The sequence below is a fragment of the Pseudomonas laurylsulfativorans genome, assembly GCF_002906155.1.
GTDB lineage: Bacteria > Pseudomonadota > Gammaproteobacteria > Pseudomonadales > Pseudomonadaceae > Aquipseudomonas > Aquipseudomonas laurylsulfativorans.
In genome coordinates, this window is sequence record NZ_MUJK01000009.1 from 199,200 (window position 1) to 219,353 (window position 20,154).

16 protein-coding genes and 2 pseudogenes are annotated in these 20,154 nt (G+C 60.5%); 13 read left to right on the forward strand and 5 right to left on the reverse strand.

All coding sequences use genetic code 11. The annotated features are described in order from the left end of the window. Nucleotides 1-27: 27 nt before the first annotated feature. Nucleotides 28-1,062: pseudogene (locus tag B0D71_RS32440) on the reverse strand (HAMP domain-containing protein); the annotation flags it as partial. Nucleotides 1,063-1,344: 282 nt separating this feature from the next. Here B0D71_RS32440 and B0D71_RS23930 point away from each other — a divergent pair. Together B0D71_RS23930 and B0D71_RS23935 are read left to right on the forward strand one after the other, a co-directional pair. After that, on the forward strand, nt 1,345-1,599 hold the full coding sequence (locus tag B0D71_RS23930) for a hypothetical protein (protein ID WP_103396918.1): 255 nt from the start codon (nt 1,345-1,347) through the stop codon (nt 1,597-1,599). Nucleotides 1,600-1,629: 30 nt separating this feature from the next. Beyond that, complete coding sequence (locus B0D71_RS23935; protein WP_103396919.1) at nt 1,630-2,199, forward strand: lipocalin family protein; 570 nt, start codon at nt 1,630-1,632, stop codon at nt 2,197-2,199. A 108-nt stretch (nt 2,200-2,307) separates the two neighbouring features. On the opposite strand, the gene B0D71_RS23940 is transcribed toward B0D71_RS23935, so the two are convergent. After that, on the reverse strand, nt 2,308-3,672 hold the full coding sequence (locus B0D71_RS23940; protein WP_103396920.1) for a formimidoylglutamate deiminase: 1,365 nt from the start codon (nt 3,670-3,672) through the stop codon (nt 2,308-2,310). Nucleotides 3,673-3,818: 146 nt separating this feature from the next. Between B0D71_RS23940 and hutC the strand changes: the two genes are divergently transcribed. Together hutC and B0D71_RS23950 are read left to right on the forward strand one after the other, a co-directional pair. Beyond that, nucleotides 3,819-4,529, forward strand: a complete 711-nt coding sequence (gene hutC, locus B0D71_RS23945; RefSeq protein ID WP_173677901.1) for a histidine utilization repressor — start codon at nt 3,819-3,821, stop codon at nt 4,527-4,529. Between the two features lie 10 nt (nt 4,530-4,539). Beyond that, nucleotides 4,540-5,112: a HutD/Ves family protein gene (locus B0D71_RS23950; protein WP_103396921.1), complete on the forward strand. Its 573-nt coding sequence runs from the start codon at nt 4,540-4,542 to the stop codon at nt 5,110-5,112. A gap of 6 nt (nt 5,113-5,118) precedes the next feature. Here the strand turns inward: B0D71_RS23950 and B0D71_RS23955 are convergent, their stop codons facing one another. Further along, complete coding sequence (locus B0D71_RS23955) at nt 5,119-6,195, reverse strand: methyl-accepting chemotaxis protein (RefSeq protein ID WP_420825147.1); 1,077 nt, start codon at nt 6,193-6,195, stop codon at nt 5,119-5,121. Nucleotides 6,196-6,216: 21 nt separating this feature from the next. Beyond that, a pseudogene (locus B0D71_RS32445) lies at nt 6,217-6,756 on the reverse strand (Tar ligand binding domain-containing protein); the annotation flags it as partial. 452 nt (nt 6,757-7,208) lie between these two features. Between B0D71_RS32445 and hutU the strand changes: the two are divergent. The 9 genes from hutU to hutG all read left to right on the forward strand — a co-directional run bounded on the left by hutU (nt 7,209) and on the right by hutG (nt 18,697). Continuing rightward, nucleotides 7,209-8,876, forward strand: a complete 1,668-nt coding sequence (gene hutU, locus B0D71_RS23960; RefSeq protein ID WP_103396923.1) for a urocanate hydratase — start codon at nt 7,209-7,211, stop codon at nt 8,874-8,876. 233 nt (nt 8,877-9,109) lie between these two features. Then, nucleotides 9,110-10,078, forward strand: coding sequence for an ABC transporter substrate-binding protein (locus tag B0D71_RS23965; protein WP_008047787.1), 969 nt, complete (start codon nt 9,110-9,112; stop codon nt 10,076-10,078). Between the two features lie 70 nt (nt 10,079-10,148). Beyond that, nucleotides 10,149-11,000 (forward strand): ABC transporter permease, encoded by an 852-nt coding sequence (locus B0D71_RS23970; protein ID WP_103396924.1) that lies wholly within the window; start codon nt 10,149-10,151, stop codon nt 10,998-11,000. Next, on the forward strand, nt 10,997-11,827 hold the full coding sequence (locus B0D71_RS23975; protein WP_007975542.1) for a quaternary amine ABC transporter ATP-binding protein: 831 nt from the start codon (nt 10,997-10,999) through the stop codon (nt 11,825-11,827). Before B0D71_RS23970 ends, B0D71_RS23975 begins: the two co-directional genes overlap by 4 nt. A 141-nt stretch (nt 11,828-11,968) precedes the next feature. Further along, nucleotides 11,969-13,492: an HAL/PAL/TAL family ammonia-lyase gene (locus B0D71_RS23980; protein ID WP_103396925.1), complete on the forward strand. Its 1,524-nt coding sequence runs from the start codon at nt 11,969-11,971 to the stop codon at nt 13,490-13,492. Nucleotides 13,493-13,610: 118 nt separating this feature from the next. Next, nucleotides 13,611-15,143, forward strand: a complete 1,533-nt coding sequence (gene hutH, locus B0D71_RS23985) for a histidine ammonia-lyase (protein ID WP_103396926.1) — start codon at nt 13,611-13,613, stop codon at nt 15,141-15,143. Nucleotides 15,144-15,253: 110 nt separating this feature from the next. Next, on the forward strand, nt 15,254-16,660 hold the full coding sequence (locus tag B0D71_RS23990; protein ID WP_103396927.1) for an amino acid permease: 1,407 nt from the start codon (nt 15,254-15,256) through the stop codon (nt 16,658-16,660). Between the two features lie 17 nt (nt 16,661-16,677). After that, entirely contained in the window at nt 16,678-17,883 is a 1,206-nt protein-coding gene (gene hutI, locus B0D71_RS23995) for an imidazolonepropionase (protein WP_103396928.1), read from the forward strand. 10 nt (nt 17,884-17,893) lie between these two features. After that, complete coding sequence (gene hutG / locus B0D71_RS24000) at nt 17,894-18,697, forward strand: N-formylglutamate deformylase (RefSeq protein WP_103396929.1); 804 nt, start codon at nt 17,894-17,896, stop codon at nt 18,695-18,697. A gap of 363 nt (nt 18,698-19,060) precedes the next feature. Here the strand turns inward: hutG and B0D71_RS24010 are convergent, their stop codons facing one another. Then, nucleotides 19,061-20,089, reverse strand: coding sequence for an IS110 family RNA-guided transposase (locus B0D71_RS24010; protein WP_103392895.1), 1,029 nt, complete (start codon nt 20,087-20,089; stop codon nt 19,061-19,063). Nucleotides 20,090-20,154 lie beyond the last annotated feature (65 nt).

The window sequence follows — 20,154 nt, forward strand, 5'->3', positions numbered from 1 at the left end:
TTCGATGATCGAGGTGTGAATGCGCTCGACGAAGCGGTTGAACGACAGCCCCAGCGCGCCGAATTCGTCGTGGCCGTGAATGGTCAGGCGTTTGGTCAGGTCACCTTCGCCTTCGGCGATGTCGTGCATGGCGCGGCCCATGGTCAGCAGCGGCTGCATCAGCAGGCTGATCAGCATGCCCAGCAGGGCGATGATGATCACCACGGCAATCACCATGGCGATGATCGCCGAGGTGCGGAACTCGCTGAGCATCGAGAACGCCGTTTCCTGGTCGAGTACCAGCGCCACATACCAGTCCGCCGATGGCACGCCGTTGACGTGAGTGAAGGAGATGAACTGGCGCTTTCCGTCGATCTCGACCTCTTTCATGCCCGGGCTGACTTTCGGTGTTTCGCTCGGATAGGCCTCGGCCAGGCTCTTGAGCACCAGCTTGCTGTCCGGGTGAATCAGGATCTTGCCGTCGGCGCTGACGATGAACGCATGGCCATGGCCGCCAAAGTTCAGTGAATTGATGATCGCGCTGACGCTGGACAGGTCGATATCCGCGCCGGCCACGCCCATCATCTGGCCCTGACGCTGCACCGGGGTGGCCACGGTGATCACCAGTTTGCCGGACGATGCGGCAATGTACGGTTCGGTGACAATGGTCTGTTGTGCGCTATTGGCCGCCTTGTACCAGCCGCGAGCGCGTGGGTCGTAGTCCGCAGCACGGTTGCCCGCCGGGACAGAGAACATCACGCCGTCGGCGCCACCGAAGTAGCTCAGCTGGAAATTGCCGGTGTAGGCGGGCAGGTCGATGATCCGTTTCAGGCTGGCGGGAGTATTGCCATCGGCGGTGACCTGTTGGGCCATCGATTGCAGCAATTGCATGCGGCTTTCCAGCCAGGTCTGAATGTTGCTGGTGGTCAGGCTTCCGAGCTCTTGCATCGAGGCTTCGGTACTGTTGCGCAAGGTTTCGCGTTGGCGATAGTCGTTGAACAGGATGAAACAAGCGAATGCGACGGCCACCACGAGGGCGGCAGCCAGCAAGATCTTGTGGCTGAACTTCATGTTTCTGGTCATGGATGAGCTACGCAGAGGGTCTGGTCAACAAAAAGGGGGAAGCAAATGCCACCGATGTGGCATTGCCTTGCATGTATGTCGACTGAACGGCGCCAAAGATTAGGCGGATTTGCTGAAAATCGACGAAATACCCCGTAAACAGGGAAAGTGGCGGATTTTCGGCAAAAGGTAGACGAGCGGCCCGACAAATAGCCTGTCGGGCAGGGAACCTGACAGGGGTTTTCACTTCTAAGCTTCAGCTTGGCAGCCATGCCAATCCCCTACGCCCCCCGGAGTTTCACCATGTCGCTGCGTTCCATCGCCCTGCTTTCGTTCTGCGTGTTGCTGGCTGCCTGCAGCAAGGTCAATCAGGAAAACTACTCGAAGCTCTCGGCTGGCATGCCCAAGGCCGATGTGGAGACCCTGTTGGGCAAACCCGCCGATTGTTCAGGCGCGCTGGGCATGTCCAGTTGCACCTGGGGCGACAAGAACAGCTTTATCAGCGTGCAGTTCGCCGGTGACAAAGTGCTGATGTTTTCCGGCCAAGGCCTGAAGTAAACCGGGGCGATTGCCCACGGGAGAAAAATAATGAAGCGGTTATTGATCATCCTTTTTGCCGGCCTGGTGTTGGCCGGCTGTGCCACGTCTGGCCAGGACCCCTTGGCACCGAAGACTGTCAAAAGCGTCAACCTCAAACGCTACCAGGGCACCTGGTACGAGCTGGCTCGTCTGCCGATGTACTTCCAGCGCGACTGCGCGCAATCCGAAGCTCATTACACGCTCAAGCCCGACGGCAACGTCGCGGTATTGAACCGCTGCCTGACGGCACAGTGGCAATGGGAAGAGGTCAAGGGTACGGCTTATCCACAGGTGTCCGGCAAGAGCGACAAGCTGTGGGTCGAGTTCGATACCTGGTTCTCCAGGCTGATCCCGGGTACGGCGAAGGGCGAATACTGGGTGCTGTACGTCAGCGATGACTACAAGACCGCCATTGTCGGCGATCCGAGCCGCAAATACTTGTGGCTGTTGTCGCGCACGCCGACCGTGAACGGTGTGGTGCGTGAGGAGCTGCTGAGCAAGGCGCGTCAGCAGGGTTACGACACCACACGACTGATCTGGCGGGCGTCGGAACAGCAGATGGCCAAGACCTCGAACTAACAACGCATGACCCTGTAGGAGCGAGCCTGCTCGCGATGGAGTATCAGACACAACGATGTCGACTGACACACCATCGCGAGCAGGCTCGCTCCTACAGGGCTTTTTGCGTTAGTTCAGAAGGTCGCGCAGGACTTGAGTAAAGGCGCGGCTGCTCTCTTCTTCATCAGCATGGCGGCCATCACGCACCACCCACTGGCCGTTCACCAGCACATCGCGCACCTGACGATCGCCACCGGCAAACAGCCAGCGGTTGAGAATTGCGTCGCCGCTGGCCGTTGCCAGATACGGATCGTTGCCGTCGAGCACCAGCCAGTCGGCGCGTTTGCCGACTTCCAGCGCACCAATTGGCTGGCCCAGCGCCTGGGCACCGCCATCCAGTGCAGCATCGAACAGCGTACGGCCGACCATCGGCTGCTCCGCGCCATATAAACGATTACGCCGCTGGTCGCGCAGACGCTGGCCGTATTCCAGCCAACGCAATTCTTCCACCACGCTTAGCGACACATGACTGTCGGAACCGATACCCATGCGCCCGCCCTGGGCCAGGAAATCCACCGCCGGGAAAATCCCGTCGCCCAGGTTGGCTTCGGTGGTCAGGCACAGCCCGGCGATGGCGCGACTCTTGGCCATCGACGTGACTTCTTCCGGGTTGGCGTGGGTCGCGTGGACCAGGCACCAGCGCTGGTCGACGTCGATGTTTTCGTACAACCATTGCAGCGGACGACGACCGCTCCAGGTCAGGCAGTCGTCGACTTCCTTCTGCTGTTCAGCGATATGGATGTGCACCGGGCACTGCTTGTCGCTGGCTGCCAGCACTTCGCTGATCTGCTGCGGCGTGACCGCGCGCAGCGAGTGGAAACACAAACCGAGCGACTGCGCCTTCTGTTGCGCGAGGATCGGCTGCAAGCGCGATTGCAGCTTCAGGTAGTTTTCGGTGCTGTTGATAAAGCGACGCTGGCCTTCGTTCGGCGTTTGGCCGCCGAACCCAGAGTGGCTGTAGAGCACCGGTAGCAGGGTCAGACCGATACCGGCGGAGGTAGCCGCCTGGCTGATACGCAAGGCCAATTCGGCCGGGTCCGCGTAAGGCTGACCATCGACGTCGTGATGCACGTAGTGAAATTCCGCGACCGAGGTGTAACCGGCCTTGAGCATTTCGATATACAGCTGACGAGCGATGACGCCGAGTTGCTCCGGGCTGATTTTTCCGACGAGGCGATACATCAGGTCGCGCCAGGTCCAGAAACTGTCGTTCGGATTGCCCGCCACTTCCGCCAGCCCGGCCATGGCCCGCTGGAAGGCGTGGGAGTGCAGGTTCGGCATGCCAGGCAGCAGCGGACCGCTTAACCGCTCGGCGCCATCTGCATGGGAATCGGCCTGGATATGGGTCAATACGCCGTCGGCGCTGACCTCAAGACGTACATTGTTGGCCCATCCACTAGGCAGCAGCGCGCGTTCGGCAAAGAAGGCGGACATGGTTCAGCACCCCATCGTGTGTTATTTGTATATACATATACAGACGTTTGCCTGCCCGGTAAACTCCGGCAAGCTAGCAACCCTATCCAAACGACCAAGGATTAACCGTGCCGACTCCGCCTCCAGTCTCTCCGTTGGCCGCGAACATGGGCGACAGTCCGGCGCCCTTGTACGCCCGCGTCAAACAAATGATCACCCAGCAAATCGACAGCGGAAACTGGCCGCCGCATTACCGCGTTCCGTCGGAAAGCGAACTGGTCAGCCAGTTGGGTTTCAGCCGCATGACCATCAACCGCGCCCTGCGCGAGATGACTGCCGACGGTCTGTTGGTGCGCATGCAAGGCGTCGGTACGTTCGTCGCCGAGCCGAAAAGCCAGTCTGCCCTGTTCGAAGTGCACAACATCGCCGACGAAATCGCCTCTCGCGGTCATCGCCACACCTGCAAGGTCATCACCCTTGAGGAAGAGGCCGCCGGCTCCGAGCGCGCCCTGGCCCTGGACATGCGCGAAGGGCAGAAGGTGTTTCACTCGCTGATCGTGCATTTCGAAAACGATATTCCGGTGCAAATCGAAGACCGTTTCGTCAATGCACTGGTGGCGCCGGACTACCTCAAGCAGGACTTCACCCTGCAAACGCCATACGCCTATCTGAACCAGGTCGCACCGCTGACCGAAGGCGAGCACGTGGTCGAGGCGATCCTGGCCGAGTCGTCCGAATGCAAATTGCTACAGATTGAAAAAGGTGAGCCGTGCCTGCTGATCCGTCGCCGCACCTGGTCCGGTCGTCAGCCGGTGACCGCCGCTCGCTTGATCCACCCCGGTTCCCGTCATCGTCTGGAAGGTCGGTTTCATAAATAGAGAGCCATAAATGAGCAGTCTGAAAGTTTTGCGTGCCAAAGATTACCCGCGCATGCCGTGGAAAAACGGCGGCGGCAGTACCGAAGAAATCACCCGCGATGCCGGCACCGGCCTGGATGGCTTTGGCTGGCGCCTGTCGATTGCCGATATCGGTGAATCGGGCGGGTTTTCCACGTTCACCGGTTACGAGCGAGTGATTACCGTGCTGCAAGGCGAGGGCATGACCCTGACGGTGGATGGTCAGGACACGCGGCCACTGTTACCGCTGGACCCGTTTGCCTTCAGCGGTGAAAGCAAGGTCTCCTGCGCATTGCTGGGTGGTCCGATTCGCGATTTCAACCTGATCTATGCGCCGCAGCGTTATAGCGCACGGTTGCAGTGGTTGTCGGGCGAGCAGCGGTTCTTCAGTTCGGCGGGCACGGTGTTGGTGTTCAGCATGAGCGAGCAGGTTGAGGTGTCGGTCGATAACAACGCCCAGCAATTGGGCCGTCATGATTGCCTGCAATTGGAGGCTGATGCCGGATTGCTGGACGTCGCCATCAAAGGGCTGTGCTGCGTGATCGAACTGACGTCACGCGACTGATCCCGGTCATTCCCGTTCGAGGGTAAAACCTCGAACGGTCGCCTCCAGCTCACTCGACATTTGTTTTAGTGCCTGGATGGTTTTCACCGCCTCCTGTTGCGCCGCAACATTTTCCTCGACCCGCTGCGCCACGTTTTCCACATTGCGCGCCACGTCTTCGCTGGCTTCACGCTGTTCCTGCAAGGCATGGGAGATCTGGCTGACGGCATTGAGTGACGCGTTGAGTGCGGTCTTGACGTCATTCATCGACGCGCCGGCGCTGTCGATCAGTTGTTGGCCCTGAAGTACGCGCTCGCGGCCAGTGTTCATGCTGCCGTTGGCCTTTCTCATGCCGCTTTGAATGGTGCTCACCAGCACCACAATCTCGGTGGTAGAGCGGGTCGTGCGGGTTGCCAGCTCCCGCACTTCGTCAGCCACCACGGCAAACCCGCGCCCTTGTTCGCCGGCCCGCGCCGCCTCGATGGCGGCATTGAGTGCGAGCAGATTGGTCTGTTCGGCAATGCTGTGGATCATGCCGACAATTTTCCCGATGGCGTTGGAGTGCAGGGTCAATTGGTCGATTTCATCCGACGTCTGGGTCACCAGTTGGGCGATCTGCTGTATCTCGATGATGGAGCGCTCCATGGTGGCAATGCCGCAAGCGGTAATCTGTTCGGCCTTTTGTGTGGTGTCGTGCGCCTGCGCGGCGTTCTCGGCGATGTGCGTAATGTTGGCTGACATCTGTTCCGCAGCGGCGGCAATGGAAGAGGCCGCGCCATTTTGTTCGGCCGCCTGTTTCAGGCCTTGTTCAGACGAGATGCTTAGGTTCAGGGTCGAGGACTCGATATGCTGCGAGGCCTCGCGCACCTTGCCGATCATGCTGGCCAGGCTACGTCGCATGGCCTCGACCGATTGCATGACACCCGTTGACGTCGCGTGACCGATCACTGGCTCGCCGAGCCTGCCCTGGGCAATCCTTGTGCTGATACTGGCCAGCTCGTGAGGCTCGGCGCCCAGGTATCGCGCCAGCCTGGCGCTGAACAGCAGGGCATAAAGACTGCCAAACAACAGTGCCAGAGCCAGGACCACGGCCATCAGCCTCATATTGACCACATAGAGTGCCTGGCTGTGCTCGAACTGTCGGCGCGCTTCTTTAAGTTGGACATCGGTCAGTTGCGAAAACAGTGAGGTCAGCGGGTCGATCAAGGGGTACAGCTGGTGGACGGCGAAATGCTCCAGGCTCTGACTGGAAACTTCGCTTTGGTTCAAGGCCGCCTGTAAACGCTGGAGCGGTGTTTCGGTGGCCTGCATCAGCGGTGCGATTTCGCTGATCAGTTGCACCTCCTCATCGATCAGTTGGGTCGACAGGTAGGTGCGCCAGAGCGGGTCGATTTCCAGCAGGGCTCGCCGTATCTGTTGCGCCGCCTCGACACCACTGTGGATGCCGTCGCGGGCCTTGTGGATAGCGTCGACGATCTGGACTGAATACAACTCGGAGATTTTATTCAGGTTCTGTTGCGGGATGACCCGGTCCAGGTAAACCGTCTCCAGTCCCTGCACCGTAACGCGCATGCCGTACAGGCCGAGTGCGCCGATGCCGGTCAGGCTGCCCAGCAGGATGCCGGCCAGCAGCAGGAGGTGGGTTTTGACTTTCCACTGTTTCATTGCGCGTTCCTCGCAGGAGTGACTTCAGGGGGCTTGGTCATGGAGTCGGCGAGGATCGATGTAGGTGGAGTCGGATGTTTCTGATGAGGTTGTAGGGTGTTTCTGGAATGCTCTCAATTGGGCAGCTGGTGTTACCGAACGCCCCAGCGTGGCGCAAAACCGCGCTCAAGTAACAAAGCCCCATCGCCACAAAAAATCCCCCGGAAAAATTTCATCTTCGCCAGAACCCTTGTTCCATGGGCTCTGCAGTCATTTCAGAATTTTTCTTGAATGCCTGTCCAACAAGTTGGCCGCTTGATTGCATATGCTTGTATGTACAAGTAAAGACGTATGCGTATGAGTCACGAGGACTCAACCATCGTCCACTGATTCGCCGGTGTGCACTGATGCCCATTGGCTTGCTCGCCCACTGCCTGGGTTGGTTTTGGATTGATTGCTGAGGAGTTCTTTTCGTGACTAAATTTCGTGACGTTGAAATCCGCGCTGCCCGCGGTAACAAGCTGACCGCCAAGAGCTGGCTGACTGAAGCGCCGCTGCGCATGCTGATGAACAACCTCGACCCTGAAGTCGCCGAGAACCCTAAGGAACTGGTGGTCTACGGTGGTATCGGTCGCGCTGCGCGTAACTGGGAATGCTACGACAAGATCGTCGAAAGCCTGACCAACCTGAACGACGACGAGACCCTGCTGGTGCAATCCGGCAAGCCGGTCGGCGTGTTCAAGACCCACGCCAACGCCCCACGCGTACTGATCGCCAACTCCAACCTGGTGCCGCACTGGGCGAGCTGGGAGCACTTCAACGAACTCGACGCCAAAGGCCTGGCCATGTACGGCCAGATGACCGCCGGCAGCTGGATCTACATCGGCAGCCAGGGCATCGTCCAGGGCACCTACGAAACCTTCGTGGAAGCCGGTCGCCAGCACTACAACGACAACCTGACAGGCAAGTGGGTACTGACCGCTGGCCTGGGCGGCATGGGTGGCGCACAGCCTCTGGCTGCAACCTTGGCTGGCGCTTGCTCGCTGAACATCGAATGCCAACAAGTCAGCATCGATTTCCGTCTGAAAAGCCGCTATGTCGACGAGCAGGCTACCGACCTCGACGACGCGCTGGCCCGCATCGCCAAATACACCGCCGAAGGCAAGGCGATCTCCATCGCGCTGCTGGGCAACGCGGCAGAAATCCTGCCGGAACTGGTCAAGCGCGGTGTGCGCCCGGACATGGTTACCGACCAGACCAGCGCCCACGACCCGCTCAACGGCTACCTGCCGGCCGGCTGGACCTGGGACCAGTACCGCGAACGCGCCAAGACTGAACCAGCTGCCGTCATTAAAGCCGCCAAGCAATCGATGGCCGTGCACGTCAAAGCGATGCTCGACTTCCAGAAAATGGGCGTGCCAACCTTCGACTACGGCAACAACATCCGTCAGATGGCGCAAGAAGAAGGCGTGGAAAACGCATTCGACTTCCCTGGCTTCGTACCGGCCTACATCCGTCCGCTGTTCTGCCGTGGTATCGGTCCGTTCCGTTGGGCTGCACTGTCGGGCAACGCTGAAGACATCTACAAGACCGACGCCAAGGTAAAAGAGCTGATCCCGGACGACGCCCACCTGCACAACTGGCTGGACATGGCTCGTGAGCGCATCAGCTTCCAGGGTCTGCCGGCACGTATCTGCTGGGTTGGCCTGGGCCTGCGCGCCAAGCTGGGCCTGGCGTTCAACGAAATGGTCCGTAGCGGCGAGTTGTCCGCACCAATCGTTATCGGCCGCGACCACCTGGACTCCGGTTCGGTATCGAGCCCGAACCGCGAAACCGAATCGATGCAGGACGGTTCCGACGCAGTTTCCGACTGGCCACTGCTCAACGCCTTGCTCAACACCGCGAGCGGCGCGACCTGGGTTTCCCTGCACCACGGCGGCGGCGTCGGCATGGGCTTCTCCCAGCACTCGGGCATGGTGATCGTCTGCGACGGTACTGACGAAGCGGCCGAGCGTATCGCTCGCGTGCTGCACAACGACCCGGCCACTGGCGTTATGCGTCACGCCGATGCCGGTTACCAGATCGCCATCGACTGCGCCAAGGAACAAGGGCTGAACCTGCCGATGATTACCGGCAAGTAACACCTGATCTGTGGGGGCTGGTTATATGTGAGGGCGAGCCCGCTCGCTCTCACTGGCCACGCAGCGGCATAACGCAATACCAGACCGTTTGATCCTGCCGTTTCGAGCAGGACGCTGTCACCGAACAAAAGCTGAATGTCGGTCGCGCTGCGGCGCAGGCCTGATTGGACGTGGACAGGGCTGGATGCCTCTTGACTGCCGTAAGCCAATTCATGATTAGGAGCGTCACAACAATGAAATCGAACAAGACCCTGCTGACCACATTGCTTTCCATGGGCCTGCTGGCCAGCGCCGGCGCCACTCAGGCGGCGGGTTGGTGCGAATCGGGCAAACCGGTGAAATTCGCCGGTTTGAACTGGGAAAGCGCGATGCTCCTGACCGACGTAATGCAAGTCGTCTTGGAGAAAGGCTACGACTGCAAGACTGACAGCCTGCCGGGCAACTCCATCACCATGGAAAACGCCCTGGGCAGCAACGATATTCAAGTGTTTGCCGAGGAATGGGTCGGCCGTAGCGAAGTCTGGAACAAGGCCGAGAAGGCCGGCAAGGTGGTCGGTGTCGGCGCGCCGGTTGTTGGCGCGATCGAAGGCTGGTACGTGCCGCGCTACGTGATCGAAGGCGACGCCAAGCGCAAGCTGGAAGCCAAGGCGCCGGACCTGAAAAACATTGCTGACCTGGGCAAATACTCGGCGATCTTCAAGGACGCCGAAGAACCCTCCAAGGGCCGTTTCTACAACTGCCCGGCCGGTTGGACCTGTGAGCTGGACAACAGCGAAATGCTGAAAAGCTACGGCCTGGAAAGCACCTACACCAACTTCCGCCCAGGCACCGGCCCGGCGCTGGATGCCGCCGTGTTGTCGAGCTACAAGCGTGGCGAGCCGATCCTGTTCTACTACTGGTCGCCAACCCCGCTGATGGGCCAGGTCGATGTGGTGAAACTCGAAGAGAAGCCAGGCGTGAACAAGACCGTGACCATCAAGGTCGGCCTGTCCAAGACTTTCCACGACGAAGCGCCAGAGCTGGTAGCCGTTCTGGAAAAGGTCAACGTGCCAATCGACTTGCTGAACCAGAACCTGGGGCGCATGACCAAAGAGCGGATCGAGTCGCCAAAACTGGCGAAGATCTTCTTGAAGGAACATCCTGAAGTCTGGCACGCGTGGGTGAGCGAAGACGCAGCCAAGAAAATCGACGCGGCCTTGTAGGTTGAGCTTCTCCGGCTGTCGGCAACGGCAGTCGGATGCTTGATCGCAACCCCTTGATTGAGAGTCTCTTATGTTTCCCGAAAGCTTTACCTTTTCCATCGCCGACTGGGTCAACGGTTGGGTCGATTCGCTGGTCACCAACTACGGCGACGTGTTCCGGCACATCTCTGACACCCTGTTGTGGGCCATCGTCAATCTTGAAAGCCTGCTGCGTGCGGCACCCTGGTGGCTGATGCTGGCGATCGTGGCGGGCGTGGCCTGGCACGCGACCCGTAAAGTCGTGACCACGGCAGTAATCGTCGGCCTGCTGTTCCTGGTGGGTGCGGTCGGTCTCTGGGACAAGCTGATGCAGACCCTGGCACTGATGATGGTGGCGACGATCATTTCGGTGTTGATCGGCATTCCGCTGGGCATCCTCTCGGCCCGCAGCAATCGCCTGCGTTCGGTGCTGATGCCGTTGCTGGACATCATGCAGACCATGCCGAGCTTCGTGTACCTGATCCCGGTGCTGATGCTGTTCGGCCTGGGCAAGGTCCCGGCGATTTTCGCCACGGTGATCTACGCTGCGCCGCCGCTGATCCGTCTGACTGATCTGGGCATTCGCCAGGTCGACGGCGAAGTGATGGAAGCGATCAACGCCTTTGGCGCCAACCGCTGGCAGCAACTGTTCGGTGTACAACTGCCGCTGGCCCTGCCGAGCATCATGGCCGGGATCAACCAGACCACCATGATGGCCCTGTCGATGGTGGTGATCGCCTCGATGATCGGTGCCCGTGGCCTGGGTGAAGACGTGCTGGTGGGGATTCAGACCCTCAACGTCGGACGCGGCCTCGAAGCTGGTCTGGCGATCGTGATTCTGGCTGTGGTGATCGACCGCATTACACAGGCGTACGGTCGTGCACGGCATGAGGTGAGCAAATGAACAACGCAACCGTAAGCAAGATCGAAGTCAAAAACGTCTTCAAGATTTTCGGTAACCGTGCCAAGGACGCGCTGGCCATGGTCGGCCAGGGCAAGACCAAGGACCAGGTGCTGGCCGAAACCGGCTGCGTGGTCGGCGTGAACGACCTGTCGCTGAGCATCGGTAGCGGTGAGATCTTCGTGATCATGGGCCTGTCGGGTTCCGGCAAGTCGACCCTGGTACGCCACTTCAACCGCCTGATCGACCCGACCAGTGGCGCGATCCTGGTGGACGGCGTGGACATCCTGCAATACGACATGGAAGCCCTGCGCGAATTTCGCCGGCGCAAGATCAGCATGGTGTTCCAGAGCTTCGGCCTGTTGCCGCACAAGAGCGTGCTGGACAACGTCGCCTACGGCCTGAAAATTCGTGGTGAAAGCAAAGCCATGTGCGCCGAGCGTGCGCTGCACTGGATCAACACCGTGGGCCTCAAGGGCTACGAAAACAAATACCCGCATCAGCTTTCCGGCGGCATGCGCCAGCGTGTGGGCCTGGCTCGTGCCTTGGCGGCGGACACCGACATCATCCTGATGGACGAAGCGTTCAGCGCCCTCGACCCGCTGATCCGCGCGGAGATGCAGGACCAGTTGCTGGAGCTGCAAAAGACCCTGCACAAGACCATCGTCTTCATCACCCACGACCTCGACGAAGCCGTGCGCATCGGCAACCGCATCGCCATCCTCAAGGACGGTCGCCTGATCCAGGTCGGCACGCCGAGAGAGATCCTGCACTCGCCGGCGGATGAATATGTTGACCGCTTTGTGCAGCGTCGGGCGGCGGTGGTTTAAGAGGTTTGTGGTGGCTGTGCTGGCCCCATCGCCGGCAAGTCGGCTCCTACAAGGTGTAGGCAATCCCTGTAGGAGCTGGCTTGCCAGCGATGGCGTCGGCAATGCTGCATCAATGTTCAGGTTGTACACGCGAGGTTGAAGATGTCCCAGGCTGAAAAAATCGTTATCACCCAAGCGCAGGTAACTTGGCGGGATGTGGTCGCTGTCGCCCGTGATGGCGCACAGCTTGAGCTGTCGGCGCCGATCTGGGCGCGCATCGAAAACGCGCAGGCCATCGTCCAGCGCATCGTCACCAGCGGTGAACGTGCCTACGGCATCAACACCGGCCTGGGCGCGCTGTGCAACGTCTCGCTGCAGGACGAACAACTCAGCCAGTTGTCGCGCAACACCTTGCTCAGCCACGCTTGCGGGGTGGGTGCGCCGCTGACGAACGAGCAGACCCGCTCGATCATGTGCGCAGCCATCGTCAATTACAGCCACGGCAAATCCGGCCTGCACCGTCAGGTCGTCGAAGCGCTACTGGCGCTGCTCAACCGGGGCATCACCCCGCAAGTGCCGTCACAAGGTTCCGTGGGTTACCTGACGCACATGGCACACATCGGCATCGCGCTGCTGGGCGTGGGCAATGTCAGTTATTGCGGGCAGATCGTTTCCGCGCAGCAAGCGCTGGCCGAAGAAGGCCTGCAACCAGTCAAGCTCGGTGCCAAGGACGGTTTGTGCCTGGTCAACGGTACGCCGTGCATGAGCGGCCTGAGCTGCCTGGCGATTGCCGATGCCACGCGCCTGCTGGAATGGGCCGACGTGATCGGCGCCATGAGCTTCGAAGCCCAGCGCGGGCAGATCGATGCGTTCGACGCGGAGATCATCGCGCTCAAGCCGCACCCGGGCATGCAACAGGTCGGGATCAACCTTCGGGCGTTGCTCGACGGCAGCGAAGTCATCGCCCAGAGCAAAGGCATTCGCACCCAGGATGCCCTGAGCATTCGCTCGATCCCGCAGGTGCACGGTGCTGCGCGCGATCAACTGGTACACGCGATCAAACAGATCGAAACCGAGCTCAACGGCGCCACAGACAACCCGCTGGTGCTGGGCACCGCGGACAATTACCGCGTGGTGTCCCAGGCCAACCCTCATGGCCAGTCCGTGGCAATGGCGGCGGACTTGCTGGCGATTGCCATGGCGGAAATCGGCTCCATCGCCGAGCGTCGCCTGGACCGTTTGATCAACCCGCACGTCAGCGGCCTGCCGGCTTTCCTGGTGGCCAACCCGGGCGTGAACTCCGGGATGATGATCGTGCAATACGTGGCCGCTTCGCTGTGTGCGGAGAACCGTCAACTGGCGCAACCGGCAGTACTCGACAACTACGTCACTTCCGGCCTTCAGGAAGATCACCTGAGCCTGGGCACCAACGCTGCGCTGAAGCTGCATCGCGCCTTGGAAAACTGCACGCAGATCCTCGCCATCGAGTATTTGCTGGCGGCCCAGGCATTTGAGTTCTTGAAAGAACAACGCTTCGGCGCGGGCACCGGTACCGCTTGGCGTCTGCTGCGTGAGCGAGTTCCTGCCTACGACCAGGATCGTTGGCTGGCACCCGACATTGCCGCCGCTGCCAGTGTTCTGAAAGACCCTGTTTTGCTGCAAAAAGCTTTGCCGAATTTGAACTGATTTCCCTACAAAACCAGCGTGCCAAGGCGCCACCCCCTCAAAAAGGGGGATGCGACGGACAACGGATATCTCCGGAGCGTCTGGTTAGTTAATAGCTAACTCTCAAAAGGAGCACAAAATGACTTCGCTAAACCTGATTCCCGGCCAACTGACCCTCGCCCAACTGCGCGACGTCTATCAGCAACCGGTGAAACTGACCCTCGACCACAGCGCCTCGGCCCAGATCGAAGCCAGCGTCGCCTGCGTGGAACAGATCCTCGCCGAGAACCGCACTGCCTATGGCATCAACACCGGTTTCGGCCTGCTGGCCTCGACCCGCATCGCCAGTGAAGACCTGGAAAACCTGCAGCGCTCGCTGGTGCTGTCCCACGCTGCCGGTGTCGGCCAGCCGATCAGCGACGACCTGGTGCGTTTGATCATGGTGCTTAAGGTCAACAGCCTGAGCCGTGGTTTCTCCGGCATCCGCCGCGTGGTGATCGACGCGCTGATCGCCCTGATCAACGCCGAGGTCTACCCGCACATTCCGTTGAAAGGCTCGGTCGGTGCCTCCGGTGACCTCGCGCCTTTGGCGCACATGTCGCTGGTGCTGCTGGGCGAAGGCAAGGCGCGCTACAAAGGCGAGTGGATGGAAGCCACCGAAGCGCTGAAAGTTGCCGGTCTGACCCCGCTGACCCTGGCCGCGAAAGAAGGCCTGGCGCTGCTCAACGGCACCCAGGTGTCCACCGCGTTTGCCCTGCGTGGCCTGTTCGAAGGCGAAGACCTGTTCGCCGGTGCCCTGGCGCTGGGCGGCCTGACCGTTGAAGCGGTGCTGGGCTCGCGCTCGCCGTTCGACGCCCGCATCCACGCCGCCCGTGGCCAGAAAGGCCAGATCGATGCCGCCGCCGCGTATCGCGATCTGCTGGGCGAGCGCAGCGAAGTCTCCGACTCCCACGAAAACTGCGAGAAGGTTCAAGACCCGTACTCCCTGCGTTGCCAGCCGCAAGTCATGGGCGCCTGCCTGACCCAGTTCCGCCAGGCCGCCGAAGTGCTGGCCATCGAAGCCAACGCCGTCTCCGACAACCCGCTGGTGTTCGCCGCTGAAGGTGACGTGATCTCCGGTGGTAACTTCCACGCCGAGCCGGTGGCCATGGCCGCCGACAACATGGCCCTGGCCATCGCGGAAATCGGTTCCCTGAGCGAACGCCGCATCTCGTTGATGATGGACAAGCACATGTCGCAACTGCCGCCGTTCCTGGTGGCCAACGGTGGCGTGAACTCCGGCTTCATGATCGCCCAGGTGACTGCGGCGGCACTGGCCAGCGAAAACAAAGCCTTGTCCCATCCGCATTCGGTGGATAGCCTGCCGACCTCCGCCAACCAGGAAGACCACGTGTCGATGGCCCCGGCAGCGGGCAAGCGTCTGTGGGAAATGGCCGAGAACACCCGTGGCATTCTCGCCGTGGAATGGCTGGCGGCGGCTCAGGGCCTGGACCTGCGCGACGGCCTGAAAACCTCGCCAAAACTGGAAAAGGCCCGCGCCATCCTGCGTAACGAAGTGCCGTTCTACGAGAAAGACCGCTTCTTCGCGCCGGACATCAATGCGGCGTCTGAATTGTTGGCTTCGCGTTGCCTGAACGAGCTGGTTTCGGCGAAGTTGCTGCCTAGCCTGTAAGGGCGCCATCGCCAGCAAGCCGGCTCCTACAGAAGTTCGCGTTAAACCTGTAGGAGCCGGCTTGCCGGCGATTCGATTTAGCGTCGAATAACAATAATTAGGGACGAGCAATGCAACAGCCAGAAAAAGGTTTGAAACGCGGGCTCTCTGCCCGACATATTCGCTTCATGGCGCTGGGGTCGGCAATCGGCACCGGGCTGTTTTACGGTTCTGCCTCGGCCATTCAAATGGCCGGGCCTGCGGTGCTGCTCGCGTACCTGATCGGTGGCGCGGCAGTGTTCATGGTCATGCGCGCCCTCGGTGAGATGGCGGTGCACAACCCGGTAGCCGGCTCTTTCGGCCAGTACGCCAGTACTTACCTGGGGCCGATGGCGGGCTTCATCCTCGGTTGGACCTACGCATTCGAAATGGTCATCGTCGGCATGGCCGACGTTACCGCGTTCGGGATTTACATGGGCTTCTGGTTCCCGGAGGTTTCCCGCTGGATCTGGGTGCTGGGTGTCGTTTCCATCGTCGGCGGCTTGAACCTGTGCAACGTCAAAGTCTTCGGTGAAATGGAGTTCTGGCTGTCGCTGCTCAAGGTCGCGGCCATCGTCGCGATGATCCTGGGTGGTTTCGGCATCATGCTGTTCGGCATCAGCTCTGCCCCCGGCCAAGCGACCGACATCAGCAACCTCTGGACCCAGGGCGGCTTCATGCCCAATGGCATGGGTGGTCTGATTGCTTCGTTCGCGGTGGTGATGTTTGCATTTGGCGGTATTGAAATCATCGGCGTAACGGCAGGTGAGGCCAAGGACCCGCAGCACGTGCTGCCCCGGGCGATCAATGCCGTACCGTTGCGGATTCTGCTGTTTTACGTGCTGACAATGCTGGTGCTGATGTCGATCTTTCCATGGCAGCAGATCGGCAGCCAGGGCAGCCCGTTCGTGCAGATTTTCGACAAGCTGGGGATCAGCTCGGCGGCCACCATCCTCAATATCGTGGTGATCACGGCGGCGATTTCGGCGATCAACAGTGACATCTTCGGCGCTGGCCGCATGATGTTCGGTCTGGCCCAGCAAGGCCACGCCCCCAAGGGCTTCGCCCGCCTGTCGCGCAATGGCGTGCCATGGATGACGGTCGTGGTGATGAGTGCCGCGCTGTTGCTGGGCGTGTTGCTGAACTACCTGATCCCGGAAAACGTGTTCCTGCTGATCGCTTCCATCGCGACCTTTGCCACGGTGTGGGTCTGGATGATGATCCTGGTGACCCAGGTGGCCATGCGCCGGTCCATGAGCGCCGAGCAGGTTGCACAACTGAAGTTCCCGGTACCGCTCTGGCCCTATGCGCCGGCGGCGGCGATTGCCTTCATGCTGTTCATCTTCGGTGTGCTGGGCTATTTCCCGGACACCCAGGCAGCGCTGATCGTCGGCGTGGTCTGGATCGTCTTGCTGGTGCTGGCTTACCTGACGTGGGTGAAACCGGCGGCGGGCCAGGCAGCCTTGGTGGCGCAGGATCCTACTTTTTCTCATCGATAACCTAATGGAGGCCAAGGATGAAAACTCTCTGGCAACACTGTCACGTCGCAACCATGGCACAAGGCGTCTACTCGATCATCGAGGACGCGGCCATCGTGACGTCAGGAGTGCACATTGAGTGGATCGGCCCGCGCGGTGAATTGCCGGCGGGCGAGTACTCGGCCGTCAATGATCTGAACGGGGCCTGGGTCACGCCAGGCCTGATCGACTGCCACACCCATACGGTGTTCGGCGGTAACCGCAGCGGCGAATTCGAAAAGCGCCTGCAAGGCGTCAGCTACGCGGAAATCGCCGCCAGCGGTGGCGGCATCGCCAGCACCGTGCGCGCCACCCGCGCGGCCAGCGAAGACGAGTTGTTCGCCAGTGCCGCCAAGCGTCTGAAAAGCCTGATGCGCGATGGTGTCACCAGCATCGAAATCAAGTCCGGCTACGGCCTGGACCTGGCCAACGAGCGCAAGATGCTGCGCGTGGCCCGTCGTCTCGGCGCCGAACTACCGGTCAGCGTGCGCAGCACCTGCCTGGCGGCTCACGCCCTGCCGCCGGAATACGCCGATCGCGCCGATGACTACATCGATCATATCTGCGCCGACATGCTCCCGGCCCTGACCGCCGAAGGGCTGGTCGATGCCGTGGATGCGTTCTGCGAGTACCTGGCGTTCTCCCCGGCGCAAGTCGAGCGGGTGTTCATTACCGCCCAGGAACTGGGCTTGCCAGTGAAGCTGCATGCCGAGCAGTTGTCGTCGCTGCACGGCTCGAGCCTGGCGGCGCGTTACCACGCGTTGTCCGCCGATCACCTGGAGTTCATGACCGAGGACGACGCCATCGCCATGGCCAAGTCCGGGACTGTCGCGGTGCTGTTGCCCGGTGCCTTTTACTTCCTGCGTGAAACCCAATTGCCGCCAATGGACGCCTTGCGCAAGCACGAGGTGAAAATCGCCATCGCCAGCGACCTCAACCCGGGCACCTCGCCGGCACTGTCGCTGCGCCTGATGCTGAACATGGCTTGCACCTGCTTCCGCATGACCCCGGAAGAAGCCCTGGCCGGCGCGACGATTCACGCCGCTACTGCCTTGGGCATGGCCGACACCCATGGTTCGCTGGAGGTTGGCAAGGTCGCGGATTTCGTCGCCTGGCAAATCGATCGTCCGGCCGACCTCTGTTACTGGCTGGGCGGCGACCTGGAAAAACGCGTCGTGCGCCACGGCGTCGAATCAAGTCTGTAGGAGATCTGTTGTGGATAAGGTTCTGAACTTCAAACAAGGTCGCGTACCGCTGCTGATCAGCATGCCCCATGCCGGTGTGCGGCTGACGCCTGCGGTTGAAGCCGGTTTGATCCCCCAGGCGAAAAGCCTGCCGGACACCGACTGGCACATCCCTCTGCTGTACGATTTTGCCGCCGAACTGGGGGCCAGCACCCTGGCCGCCGAATACTCGCGGTTCGTCATCGACCTGAACCGGCCGTCCGACGACAAACCCTTGTACGTGGGTGCGACCACTGGCTTGTACCCGGCCACGCTGTTCGACGGCGTGCCGTTGTTCCGCGAAGGGCTGGAGCCTTCGAAAGAAGAGCGCGCGACCTGGCTAGAGCAGATCTGGACGCCGTACCACAGCACCTTGCAGCAGGAACTGGCGCGATTGAAGGCCGAGTTCGGCTACGCACTGCTGTTCGATGCGCACTCGATCCGCTCGCTGATCCCGCACCTGTTCGACGGCAAGTTGCCGGACTTCAACCTCGGCACCTTCAACGGCGCCAGTTGCGATCCTCAATTGGCGACGCAACTCGAAGCGATCTGCGCGCGTCACGACAATTACACCCATGTGCTGAACGGACGCTTCAAGGGCGGCCACATCACCCGCCACTACGGCAACCCGGCCGAGAACATTCACGCTGTGCAACTGGAGCTGGGGCAGTGCACGTACATGGAAGAGTTCGAGCCGTTCCGCTATCGCCCGGATCTGGCGGAGCCGACGCGGGTGGTGCTCAAGGAGTTGCTGCAAGGGTTGTTGGCCTGGGGTGAGAAACACTACGGGCATTAAGGCTTGGTGCGGTCTCTGTAGGAGCGAGCTTGCTCGCGAAAAACCAGAGAATGTCGCGGGGTGTCTGACTGGGCGCGTTACCGTTCACGACCATCGCGAGCAAGCTCGCTCCTACATCTATGGTTACCCCCTTTTCTGCAATACTGTATTTGATGCGTGTTTGGCTTGCTTTCATCTATCCGGCGTCTGAGTGGGGGTGTCGCCCCGCGCCTCGATGAGAATCGATGCCCAACGACCCTAATTAGTTGAACGGCCTTACAGCCGTGTAGGAGCCCAGGGTTGTCGTCAGGCCGGTTGGCCGTTCACGTCATCAGTTATCCAGCATCGCAAAACCAGGTGGGTGGTGCTCGGGTGACAGCGGGGTCAGGCGTTCATCGCGGCTGGCCCCGCATCGAATTCAGTGTGGTGTGCGGCTATCGCCCAGGCGATTCTTGCCAGCTTGTTGGCCAGTGCGCAGACCACGAGATTGGAGTGATGGCGGGAAGCTAATAGTTGGCGGACCCAGTCCGCCAAGGCGCCTTTCTGTCGTTCCAGTTGTATCAAGTACACACGGGCGCACTGGATGAGCAGGCGCCTCTGATTTCGATCGCCGCGTTTACTGATGCCGAGCAACACGGTTTTATCGCCCGTACCGTGCTGTTTGGGTACCAGCCCGATCGACGCCGCATAGCCTCGGCCGCATTTGAACTGTTTGCCATCGCCCAACTCGGCAGCCAAGGCGCTGGAGGTGATCGGGCCGACACACGGCATGGTCATCAAACGAGCCGCCAGATCATCTTCAGCTGCTTGGCATTCCACCTCCTTGTCCAGCGCTTTGACCTTCCCATCCAGATAGTTGAAGTGCTCATGCAACCCCATCAGAATTTTTTTGATGGAGCCGGAAAATGAACTCATCTCAAGCAATGCTGGAAGCTCTTTGATGGATTTGAAGCCGGGAGCCAGGCTGATACCCACCTCCAGCAGGGCTGCGTGAATCCGATTGACGGTGGCGGTACGGTCTTTGATGAACGACTCACGAACCGAATTGAGCATCGCCAGCGCCTGCTGAGCCTGGGTTTTGGGGTGCACGAAGCGCATTGTGGGCCGGGTCGCCGCCTCGCAGATCGCTTCGGCATCAGCGAAGTCGTTTTTGTTGCTCTTCACGTAAGGGCGTACCAGATGTGGCGCAATAAGCTTGGGCGTATGCCCCAGCTTGGCGACTTCCTGCGCCATGAAATGGGCGCCGCCACAGGCTTCCATCACGACGGTGCAGGGTTCCAGTTTCGCCAGATATTGGGTGAGTGCTGCGCGCGTAAACTTTCTGCGGTGAACCTCGTGGCCGCGATCATCTTGAGCATGAAGATGAAAGGAATGTTTTCCGAGGTCGATGGCGGCAATAGCTACGTTGTTCATGGCAATGATCTCCGATGAGCCCTCTGTGAAAGCTTAGTGGGCGATCACAGGGGGCAGCGGGGGGG

What these genes read in the sequence shown, in the direction of transcription:
- B0D71_RS24010 (WP_103392895.1), bottom strand. Translation starts at nt 20,089, where the DNA reads ATGAACAACGTAGCTATTGCCGCCATCGACCTCGGAAAACATTCCTTT.
- hutI (WP_103396928.1), top strand. Translation starts at nt 16,678, where the DNA reads ATGAAAACTCTCTGGCAACACTGTCACGTCGCAACCATGGCACAAGGC.
- B0D71_RS23990 (WP_103396927.1), top strand. Translation starts at nt 15,254, where the DNA reads ATGCAACAGCCAGAAAAAGGTTTGAAACGCGGGCTCTCTGCCCGACAT.
- B0D71_RS23975 (WP_007975542.1), top strand. Translation starts at nt 10,997, where the DNA reads ATGAACAACGCAACCGTAAGCAAGATCGAAGTCAAAAACGTCTTCAAG.
- B0D71_RS23955 (WP_420825147.1), bottom strand. Translation starts at nt 6,195, where the DNA reads ATGAGGCTGATGGCCGTGGTCCTGGCTCTGGCACTGTTGTTTGGCAGT.
- B0D71_RS23950 (WP_103396921.1), top strand. Translation starts at nt 4,540, where the DNA reads ATGAGCAGTCTGAAAGTTTTGCGTGCCAAAGATTACCCGCGCATGCCG.
- B0D71_RS23930 (WP_103396918.1), top strand. Translation starts at nt 1,345, where the DNA reads ATGTCGCTGCGTTCCATCGCCCTGCTTTCGTTCTGCGTGTTGCTGGCT.
- B0D71_RS23940 (WP_103396920.1), bottom strand. Translation starts at nt 3,672, where the DNA reads ATGTCCGCCTTCTTTGCCGAACGCGCGCTGCTGCCTAGTGGATGGGCC.
- B0D71_RS23980 (WP_103396925.1), top strand. Translation starts at nt 11,969, where the DNA reads ATGTCCCAGGCTGAAAAAATCGTTATCACCCAAGCGCAGGTAACTTGG.
- B0D71_RS23965 (WP_008047787.1), top strand. Translation starts at nt 9,110, where the DNA reads ATGAAATCGAACAAGACCCTGCTGACCACATTGCTTTCCATGGGCCTG.
- hutC (WP_173677901.1), top strand. Translation starts at nt 3,819, where the DNA reads ATGGGCGACAGTCCGGCGCCCTTGTACGCCCGCGTCAAACAAATGATC.
- B0D71_RS23970 (WP_103396924.1), top strand. Translation starts at nt 10,149, where the DNA reads ATGTTTCCCGAAAGCTTTACCTTTTCCATCGCCGACTGGGTCAACGGT.
- B0D71_RS23935 (WP_103396919.1), top strand. Translation starts at nt 1,630, where the DNA reads ATGAAGCGGTTATTGATCATCCTTTTTGCCGGCCTGGTGTTGGCCGGC.
- hutH (WP_103396926.1), top strand. Translation starts at nt 13,611, where the DNA reads ATGACTTCGCTAAACCTGATTCCCGGCCAACTGACCCTCGCCCAACTG.